Origin of the sequence: Vibrio sp. 10N.222.52.C3, assembly GCF_041474195.1 — a bacterium.
Classification (GTDB): domain Bacteria; phylum Pseudomonadota; class Gammaproteobacteria; order Enterobacterales; family Vibrionaceae; genus Vibrio; species Vibrio crassostreae_C.
In genome coordinates, this window is record NZ_JBFRTQ010000232.1 from 1 (window position 1) to 9300 (window position 9300).

Annotated in this window: 8 protein-coding genes; 2 read left to right on the forward strand and 6 right to left on the reverse strand. The window is 43.3% G+C overall.

Annotation, left to right across the window (positions count from 1 at the left end; all coding sequences use genetic code 11):
- Positions 1 to 127: 127 nt before the first annotated feature.
- From AB4517_RS22535 to AB4517_RS22545, 3 genes are all read right to left on the reverse strand, one after another.
- Entirely contained in the window at positions 128 to 697 is a 570-nt protein-coding gene (locus AB4517_RS22535; RefSeq protein WP_017059819.1) for a YceI family protein, read from the reverse strand.
- Positions 694 to 1233, reverse strand: a complete 540-nt coding sequence (locus tag AB4517_RS22540; RefSeq protein ID WP_017067366.1) for a cytochrome b — start codon at positions 1231 to 1233, stop codon at positions 694 to 696. Before AB4517_RS22540 ends, AB4517_RS22535 begins: the two co-directional genes overlap by 4 nt.
- 153 nt (positions 1234 to 1386) lie before the next feature.
- Positions 1387 to 1632, reverse strand: a complete 246-nt coding sequence (locus AB4517_RS22545) for a DUF2164 domain-containing protein (protein WP_372150078.1) — start codon at positions 1630 to 1632, stop codon at positions 1387 to 1389.
- Positions 1633 to 1884: 252 nt separating this feature from the next.
- Here AB4517_RS22545 and AB4517_RS22550 point away from each other — a divergent pair, with 252 nt between their 5' ends.
- Both AB4517_RS22550 and AB4517_RS22555 read left to right on the forward strand, forming a co-directional pair.
- Positions 1885 to 2520 carry a hypothetical protein gene (locus AB4517_RS22550; RefSeq protein ID WP_017069925.1) on the forward strand — a complete coding sequence of 212 codons (636 nt, stop codon included), beginning with the start codon at positions 1885 to 1887 and terminating at the stop codon, positions 2518 to 2520.
- Positions 2521 to 3096: 576 nt separating this feature from the next.
- A complete protein-coding gene (locus AB4517_RS22555) occupies positions 3097 to 3834 on the forward strand; it encodes an EAL domain-containing protein (RefSeq protein ID WP_372150081.1) in 738 nt (245 codons plus the stop codon).
- Between the two features lie 179 nt (positions 3835 to 4013).
- Here AB4517_RS22555 and AB4517_RS22560 read toward each other — a convergent pair whose 3' ends face one another.
- The 3 genes from AB4517_RS22560 to AB4517_RS22570 are packed head-to-tail and all read right to left on the reverse strand — an operon-like array spanning position 4014 to position 9213.
- The gene (locus AB4517_RS22560) at positions 4014 to 7073 is read right to left on the reverse strand and encodes an efflux RND transporter permease subunit (RefSeq protein WP_372150083.1); all 3060 of its coding nucleotides are present in this window, start codon (positions 7071 to 7073) and stop codon (positions 4014 to 4016) included.
- Entirely contained in the window at positions 7070 to 8125 is a 1056-nt protein-coding gene (locus AB4517_RS22565) for an efflux RND transporter periplasmic adaptor subunit (RefSeq protein ID WP_372150086.1), read from the reverse strand. The genes AB4517_RS22560 and AB4517_RS22565 overlap by 4 nt, the downstream gene beginning before the upstream one ends.
- A complete protein-coding gene (locus tag AB4517_RS22570) occupies positions 8125 to 9213 on the reverse strand; it encodes an efflux RND transporter periplasmic adaptor subunit (RefSeq protein WP_065584249.1) in 1089 nt (362 codons plus the stop codon). The genes AB4517_RS22565 and AB4517_RS22570 overlap by 1 nt, the downstream gene beginning before the upstream one ends.
- Between the last annotated feature and the right edge of the window lie 87 nt (positions 9214 to 9300).

The following is a 9300-nucleotide window of genomic DNA, read 5'->3' on the forward strand; positions in this document are numbered from 1 at the left end:
ATAAAAAAGGCGCAAAGTGAAAACTTTCCGCCTTTCTCTATTTCTAACTGCTGACCTATTTAGTATCGACCAAACTTTTGATATTTCTAAATAATGTTGATACCTGTCAGAGAGCTAGAAAGCTAGATTACTTTTTTACACCTTCAACGTGTAGATCCATATCTACATAGCTTGAAGCGCCCATTACTGGAATGTTGAAGTCAGCAAGTTCTAGACGAGTTGTACCAACGAAACCTGCACGCTCACCGCCCCATGGGTCTTGACCAGCACCGATGAATTCAGCTTCGATAACGATAGGCTTAGTTACACCGTGAAGTTTAAGGTCACCCATTACTTCAAGTTTGCCGTCGCCTTTATCAACAACTTTCGTGCTGTTGAATGTCGCATCAGAGAACTTACCAGCATCGATGAAATCGCCGCTACGGATATGCTTATCACGTTCTGCGTGGTTTGAATCAAGGCTTGTAGTATCAACCGTTACGTTTACTGTAGACGCTTCAACGTTGCTTTCATCAAATGAGAAGTCACCTGAGAATGTGTTAAAACGACCTTGGATAAAGCTGTAACCCAGGTGGCTAACTTTAAAGTTAACTGAAGCATGCGCACCTTTTGTATCAATCACGTAATCAGCGGCGTTCGCAGCGAAAGGCATTGCCATTGCAAATGCTAATCCTGTAGCGATAATTGACTTTTTCATTTTGAAGCTCCTATCATTTTTCGTAGCGTATCGTCTTTGTCGATAACGTGGTGTTTTATCGCCGCTAAGGCGTGCACTGATGCCATAATGATCAGTACCCATGCAGCATAGTAGTGAACCGTACCTGCGAGATCAGATTGGTTTGCAAACAGTTCGCCCATACTTGGTACAGTGAACCAATTGAATACCTCTATCCCGCGGCCATCTGATGTCGAAATCAAATAACCTGAAATAAACAAAACCGCTAAGTTGATGTACATGAAGCCGTGAGCGATCTTCGCTGCTGCAACTTCATAGCTTTTACCTTCCACTTTAGGTGACGCGGTAACTAGTTTCCAGACCAAGCGGATAACGGTAACGGCAGCCAAAAGAATGCCTACCGAGCGGTGATAGTCTGGCGCTGTTTTGTACCACTCGCTGTAGTATGAAAGATCAACCATCCACAGGCCTACACCAAATAAGCCAAATACCGCGAGAGCTGAAATCCAATGCATCGCTCTTGCTAAAGGGTTGTAATTTCTAACGTTGTTGTCCATGCATCTCTTCCGAATGTTAACGAGTAGTGTAGTTTCGAAAAGCGTACCCTACACCAAGTTTGTGTAACATATTATTTACCAAGCTTTACATTGGTAACATCATTTCAAATTAAACGAGTTATTCAAATTATTTGAACAAGTTTGGGCTAAACGTTAGATTTCAACGATTTGTTCGATCTCGTAAAGCTCATCTGAGATATCTAACATTTTACGTTCCATGACTTTTTGAGCGTCTTCTATCCCTTTGTTGTAGTAAACCGCCCCAAACTTTTTACTTATGAATTCGACCAAGAATTCCGTGTCGAACTGACCAAGCTCCACATCAAGTTCATCTTGCAGGTACTTTTGGAGCGTATTAGTAAGCTCAGACTTTTGTTTCGAATCTAATTGAATGGTCATGAATGTTTCCAAATAAAGAGTAAGTAGATCAATTGTGATTTGCTGACTAGACTATAGTCGAGGTAACTAGCTAGAATTCCTCATAATTTAGAATACAGACCTTTAGAGCGCCAGTGCTATCCATAAAATCACTCAGCAATGGTTAATTTTGATAGAGAGATCAAGAACTCGCACTTTGACGATAGGTAACGGAACCGCAATTACCGTACTATTGCCCATCAATAAGATAGTAGCTGTGTATAAGGGACTTCATTGTTATTAGATCTAGTGATTAAAAGCGTTAATCAATTTCAAGACGATTGCCTAAAGCTCTGTGAACGCCACTACCCTACGGTGCACAATCAAGGGATCAGTGAGCACCATATAGGAAAGGCATTTGCTCGCCGAATGGAGCACACCTTCGTTAGCTTTAATCATGCAAGCAACATCAGCCCACTTGAAATGCTTTCTTCTGGCGAAACGCCTCGACACTTCCGAATATCTTCCGAAATTGGTACCGTTTGGATGATCAGTCATCATATGGTGAGCGCCGGGAAAACCTGTCGTAGAAAGTTAATGTTGGACATCCATAATTGGCAACAAGAGTATGGATTTTCCATTCAACCCAATGACGTTTTGATCATTGTCTCCGACCATTGGATTAGCCGAAGTAAAAACAGTGGTGAATTATTGCATTGGTGGATGGGTGAACTCCCAGACGAGATCACGGAATATAGCCAACAAGGTATCACGCTAAGAGAGAGTGATTCTCAATTCGCTACTGACTTAAATAATAATTTTAAAATCAGCCCTTGCTTCATTAAATTTGGACACCCTTTAAAGCGGTCAGGAAATCAACAACTGGTTCGTAAATACCTGCAACTTTACGCAGTACTTCAATGGCAGTAAGAATACGGGTCAACTTTTTTAATCAGTCTTGAAAGTAAATAGTTAGACCTCCATCCCAATATTTTATAAAACCCAACTCAAGCCCTACCCAATAATCAATCAAAATTTATCTTCGATAAAATAATAACTTATCAGCTCATCGTTCATATTTTGAGAAGTAGATATCATTTATATGCAAACAGAGTTGTTTGTTAATAATGTAACTTTGACATTCCCCCATAACCTGAGGCTTTATCCTTACTTTCACCTGGTGTATTGGCGTTGAAAGCTTATATTGATTGGTGTTGATATGAGATAGATTACTCAGAGATTAAATTCACAATAGTCATTATTAATGGTGAATGATAAGTAATTTTAATGACTAATATCAATTATCATGCTGTTTTTTCGTTAATTATATTTATTTAAATATTGGCTCTACAAATGAGTTTTTATTAATTGACAATTTACTTACACCTGTCAATATTGTGACAGCCGCGACATGTACGTCCGCCATTGAATAAGCCCTCTTTACTAGCGACTATGATTTTATCAGACAGAAGTGAATTTATTAGCTGTATATCCGTAGATGCTGATATGCAGTTTATTGCGAAATACCAAGACCTGACGCTTAGGAGCGTCTATCAACCTATATTCGACTCTTCTATGACTCAAATAGGTGTTGAGGCTTTGGTGCGCATTTCAAATAACAAAGGTGATATTGTTCGTCCTGATCACTTCTTCCATTCCGACGAAACCTCAAGCACAGACAAAATCAATGTAGAGAGGTTGAGTCGAGCGATTCATATCCGTAACTTCGCACAATCGACTATTCGTCATTTACACCTATTCTTGAATGTTCTTCCTAATGTTGGCGAGTTATTTGCCGCAGAGAAAGTGAGCGATAGCTTGTTAGCTAAGCGCCTGCATGAGCTTAACTTATCGTGCGAACAAATTGTGATGGAGTTGGTCGAGCTTAATGTAGAGAGTGAAGAACGTTTGAAAGACGCAGCCCATTCATTGGCGGAAAATGGTTTTCAAATCGCTGTTGATGATTTCGGAACACAAGCATCAACCGAACAACGCGTTCGTCACATTAACCCTCATATCATCAAGATAGACCGCTCGGTTATGTTGGACTTTGAACAAGGCGACACTCGAGGAATGGAGTTAGTGCTTGATCTTGCAAACCAAATTGGCGCAAAGACAGTGATTGAAGGCATAGAAACCCAACAACAACTCCAAGCGATGCAGAGCTTAGGCTTCAATATGTATCAAGGCTATCACTTAGCCATGCCAAAGCCGATTGAATTAGACATACGCCTAGCAATCTAGAATTGCCCTATCCTTCTCAAAGCCGCTTGACCATTGAGTAGCGGATTTTTTAATGCTTGCCTATTCGTACCCTCATACCGCTCTCACGTGTCAACACATTTCAGGACGGGACAACACGCATAAAAAACCCAGTCAAATTTGACTGGGCTGGCTTAAAAGAATCTGTTTTATACCATTCCCTAATAACCCGCAGTGGACGGTTTGATTCTATATAAAATAGCGAACATCACCGGTACTACTATTAGCGTTAGTACGGTAGCAAAGCCTAAGCCTGCCATGATGGTAATCGCCATCGAGCCGAAAAATGCATCGAATACCAAAGGAATCATACCCAAGATAGTCGTTAATGCTGCCATAGATACCGGTCGTACACGACTAATCGCACTGTCGACAACCGCTAAATATGGGTCTTTACCTGTTGATAGCTCACTGTTGATCTGGTCAAGCAGTACAATGCCGTTCTTCAAAATCATGCCGCTTAGACTCAATAAGCCAAGGAACGCTGTGAAGCTGAATGGCATATTGGTACCTAACAGACCAATTGAAACACCAATGATAGAGAGTGGAACCGTAAACCAAATCACAAGCGGCTTACGAACCGAGTTAAACAGAAGCATCGTGATGATAAACATCAGCAAATAACCCATTGGCAGTGAGCCAAACAGAGATTCTTGCGCATCTTTAGAGCTTTCGTACTCACCACCCCAGCTAATGCTGTAGCCTTCTGGTAAATCTAATGCTTCTACCTTTGGTTTCACACGAGCAAACAGACTCGCTGGCGTTTCATAACCAAGAACATCGTGGTCAGCCAATACTGTTAGCGTACGTTTTCTGTCGCGACGCTGAATCAGTGGCTCAGACCATTGAAGCTCTACGCCATCAATCACTTGCTCAACTGGGATGTAAGTTTGTAGTGATGGGCTCCAAATCTTCACATTGTTTAGCGATTCGAAATCAAAACGCTCTTCTTCCGGTAAACGCGCCACGATAGGTAACATATGAGTACCATCACGCAGTAGGCCGATGTTGTAACCGCCAAACGCCATCTGTAATGTCTCAGACAAGTCAGTTTTTGAAATGCCTAGGCGACGAGCCTTAGATTCGTTGAACAGTGGTACAAGTTCTTTAGTGCGTTCACGCCAGTCATGACGAACATTTCGAGAGCCTGGATCGGCAAGCAAGATGTCTTCGACTTCAACTGCAATGTTACGCATTACTTGTGGATCGGCACCGATAATACGCGCTTCAATTTTTGAAGCGGGTGACGGACCAAACTCAATCAACTTGAACTGGAACGTTGGTTGCTCAAATTCGTTCGCTAAGTCTTTGTCTAGCGCCGCTAGAGCCTTAAACATAGTGTCGCGGTCAGTGGTTCTTACTTGTAACTGGGCGTACGCTTCGTAGCTTTTCTCTGGTTGGTAAGTCAGTGCGAAACGTTGCATGCCCTGCCCAACCGTTGTCGTTACAAACTCCACGTCGTCTTGCTGGCGAATGTAGCTTTCAACTTTTTCTGTCTGCTTGATCGTTTCACGAACATCGGTGCCTTCTGGCATCCACATGTCTACGTAAAACATTGGGGTATTTGACGGCGGGAAGAACTGCTGCTTCACCATACCAAAACCGACGACAGAAACTGCTAATAGAGCGACCATACTAACTACAGTAAGCCATCTAAATCGAAGTGCTACTTTCAGACACGCACCGAATACCACAAACAGGATGCCTTTGTATGGGTCTTCGTTCTCATCAACCTTGTCTTCTTCTTTAAGCAACATCTCGGCAAGGAATGGCGTTAGTGTTAGTGCAGTTACCCAACTCAAAAACAGTGAGAAACACAGTACCCAAAACAGTGAACCCATGAATTCGCCTGTCGCATCCTTCGACAAACCAATCGGTGCAAACGCTGTGATAGCGATAATGGTCGCACCTAACAGTGGCCATTGTGTTTGCTTGACGATGTCTTTCGCTGCTTGAAGCTTGGTTTTGCCTTTCTTCAAGCCCACCAAAATACCTTCAACGACAACAATCGCATTATCCACCAGCATACCCAGCGCGATGATCAGTGCCCCCAGAGAGATGCGGTGCAGTTCAACATCGTTGTAATCCATCAGGATGAAGGTACCGAATACCGTCAATAGAAGAACCAAACCGATGATCAAACCACTGCGTAAGCCCATTGCGAACAACAATACAATGATAACGATGGCTACCGCTTCAACTAGGCTGATTAAGAAGTCAGCCACAGATTTGTCTACTTCTTGCGCTTGGTTGTAGAAGTAATTCAGTTCTACACCCGCTGGCTTAATGCTTTCTAGGCGATCCAGTTCCGCATCCAGTGCTTTACCAATCTCAACCACGTTTACACCAGAAGAGAACGCAATACCCAAGTTGATTGCTGGTTTACCGTTGTACGTTAATACATTGCCCGGCTTTTCTTGAATACCACGAGTTACTTCAGCGACATCTTTCAAGCGAATCAGGTTACCTGTATCGCGACCATGAATGATCAGGTTTTCTAGTTCTTCAACCGTGCTTAAGGTGCCGTTTGGCTTGATCGTAAGGCTTTGACCATTCAGCATCACCTCGCCTGCCGATACCACACTGTTTTGCTGTGCTAGCAGTGACGTAACCGTCGACATATCTAGGTTCAATGCGGCTAAGCGTTCCAGTGACATCTCAACAAACAGTTGTTCTTGTTGGTCACCTGCAATGCTTACTTTACCGACACCGTCGACCAGTTCGATTTCACGCGTTAGGTAATCTGCGTACTGTTTGAGCTCAACGTAATCGTAACCATCACCGGTCAGCATGATCATCACACCAAACACATCACCAAAATCATCGATGATCTGAACGGAATTTACACCACTTGGCAGTGTTGGTTGTAGATCGTTGATCTTACGGCGCATTTCATCCCAGATCTGAGGCAGCTCGTCTGGACCGTAGTCCATCTTCATACTGACCATAATTTGGGACATACCGTTCGATGATGTCGAGGTAATCTTGTCGATGTACGGAAGCTGTCTTATCTCTTTTTCTAGTGGGTAAGTCAGCTCTTCTTCAACTTCCATTGACGTAGCGCCAGGGTAAGTTGAAATAATCATTGCATCTTTAATGGTAAAAGCTGGGTCTTCTAAACGGGATAGATTACCAAAAGAGGTCACACCGCCAATGGCCAAAATGACTAGAAACAGCCAGCTGATTACTTTGTTCTTTATTGAATATTCTGCGATGTTCATTCTGCTTTTCCTGACAATTGGATTCCGTCACGGAGTTTTCTTAAATTCGAATTTACGAGTAGCTCACCTTGCTCAACACCATGAGCGATGAGTGCGCCTTGGCCACTGATCTTGTCGACTTCTAATTCGCTTTTGAATGCTTGTCCGTCTTCCATTTTCCACACATAGAACTGATTCGCTTCAGAGCCCGCTTCTAGCGTTGTCATTGGTAATTGGTAGCCTTGAACATCGCTCAGGCCCGCTTTCGCCATATCTACATTGACCGTAACGCTCGTGCCTGGCAGGATTTCACTTTCAGGCTGCTGCATCTGCATCCAAAATTCGTAGGTACGGGATTGTGGGTGCAGTTCACTGGTGTGTTCTAGATACGTCAGTGGATATTGGCCTGTGTGACCGCCAAAGGTCGCCTCAGGACGATAGCTATTTGAACGCATGTCTGGGCTAATTGACGCCAAGATCGAATCTGATACTTGAATTCGCACATACACCTTGTCGTTCTGGTACACACTCAGTAGTGTTTCTCCAGGCGTCGTATTTTCGAATCGTTGCTTATCGACAGTTGAAACTGTTCCTGAGAACGGCGCTAAAAGTTCTGTGTAACTCAGCTTGCGTTTCGCCGCCGCCAAATTCGCCGATGCGAGCTTATAGTTAGCCGTCAGTTGGTCGTGTTCTGATTGCGATAACATTTCGCTGCCAAACATCTCCGTTCCACGGGCCAACTGTTTGCTTGCCAGTTTGAATTGAGATTGAGCATCAGTCAGATCTTGGACGTACGTTGCGTTATCTAAGGTGGCTAATAACTGCCCTTTTTCGACATTGTCGCCCGCTTCTACTAATACTTGTTGAATCTCTCCTGCTAGCTTAAATGCCAAGGGAGTCAATTCAGCTGGCATCACCTGTCCATTAAAACTTCTGAACTGATTAGTAAGCGGTGCGCCAACTTCAAAGGTAGAAACCAACAAAGGTGGTTGTTCACGGTGTACAGCTTCATTGTTACAGGCTTGAAGTAACAGAACCGACGCGACAACAACTGATAATTTTGAAAGGTTCATTAAATACCGCCCTCACGAAGCCAAGCTTTTACTTGTTGTCCGTCTGATAACGCATCCACACCCGCTTCAACGATAAGGTCACCAGACGACAATCCGTCGATAACCTTGCCTTGCTCATCAAGAAGGACTTGTACTTTAGAAATCAGTTGAGAGTCAGGGTTATAACGCCATAGTTCACCATGGCCTACGTCTTTGTTTAACCAAGCTGAATCCACAATACCAATGCCGTAGTCAGATTTACTTTTCTGAACTTCAACTTGCGCTGTCATACCAGAAAGTAGATTGATGCCTTCTGGCTTTTCGATAGACACAACCGCTTGGTAGCTGTTGGTATCTTCATCTGGTTGCGTTGAGATTTCTTTAAAGCGAGTCGGGATACGAATGCCGCGGTGGCTGTCCATCACAACCCACATGTTTGAGCTCGTTAGGTCTTGAATAGAACGGTCTTCAAGCTTTGATACTGGAATTGAAAACGTCACATCCATTTCACTGTGATTCAAAATATTCAGTACAGGCTGCTTTTCTGCGATCAATTGATATTGCTTTCCAAACACCATCGATACCACGCCATCGAATGGAGCAACTAAGGTAGTGTAGCCAAGGTTTGTTTTTGCTTGGTCCAACTCAACTTCAGCGGCAGTAAAGGTGTTTACGGCTTGGTCGTAGTAATCGGTACTGACCAGTTTTTTCGCATACAACTCAGAAGCTTGTTTGTATTGGCTGTTCGCCAGATCAAATTTAGCTTGGGCTGCGTCAACGGCAATACGGTAATCCGTCGCGTCTAATACGGCTAACACCTGACCTTTCTTCACTTCTTGTCCCATACGAACATCGAAGGTTTCTATATCTCCACCCACTTGGAAAGAAAGTGCCGCACGGTCGGTTGCATCAACCTTTGCAATGAAGCTATCGAGATCAATATCAGTCTGTTGTGGGATTTCGAACAGCTTGACTGGCTTGATTACCTGCACATTTTCCTCTGACTGAACTTTGTCACATCCAGTTAGAGAGCCTGCGAGCAATAGTGCTGCAATAACAGCTCCCATGCGCTTGCTCGATATGGCATTGATAGACAAATTGAACTGCATGATGCCTCTCCGTTTAATTATTATGATTTATTACACAGGTGGGCAGTATATTTAATATTAAATAATTCTCAAGATTTACTTTCCACT

What these genes read in the sequence shown, in the direction of transcription:
- AB4517_RS22535 (WP_017059819.1), bottom strand. Translation starts at nt 697, where the DNA reads ATGAAAAAGTCAATTATCGCTACAGGATTAGCATTTGCAATGGCAATG.
- AB4517_RS22540 (WP_017067366.1), bottom strand. Translation starts at nt 1,233, where the DNA reads ATGGACAACAACGTTAGAAATTACAACCCTTTAGCAAGAGCGATGCAT.
- AB4517_RS22545 (WP_372150078.1), bottom strand. Translation starts at nt 1,632, where the DNA reads ATGACCATTCAATTAGATTCGAAACAAAAGTCTGAGCTTACTAATACG.
- AB4517_RS22555 (WP_372150081.1), top strand. Translation starts at nt 3,097, where the DNA reads ATGCAGTTTATTGCGAAATACCAAGACCTGACGCTTAGGAGCGTCTAT.
- AB4517_RS22560 (WP_372150083.1), bottom strand. Translation starts at nt 7,073, where the DNA reads ATGAACATCGCAGAATATTCAATAAAGAACAAAGTAATCAGCTGGCTG.
- AB4517_RS22565 (WP_372150086.1), bottom strand. Translation starts at nt 8,125, where the DNA reads ATGAACCTTTCAAAATTATCAGTTGTTGTCGCGTCGGTTCTGTTACTT.
- AB4517_RS22570 (WP_065584249.1), bottom strand. Translation starts at nt 9,213, where the DNA reads ATGCAGTTCAATTTGTCTATCAATGCCATATCGAGCAAGCGCATGGGA.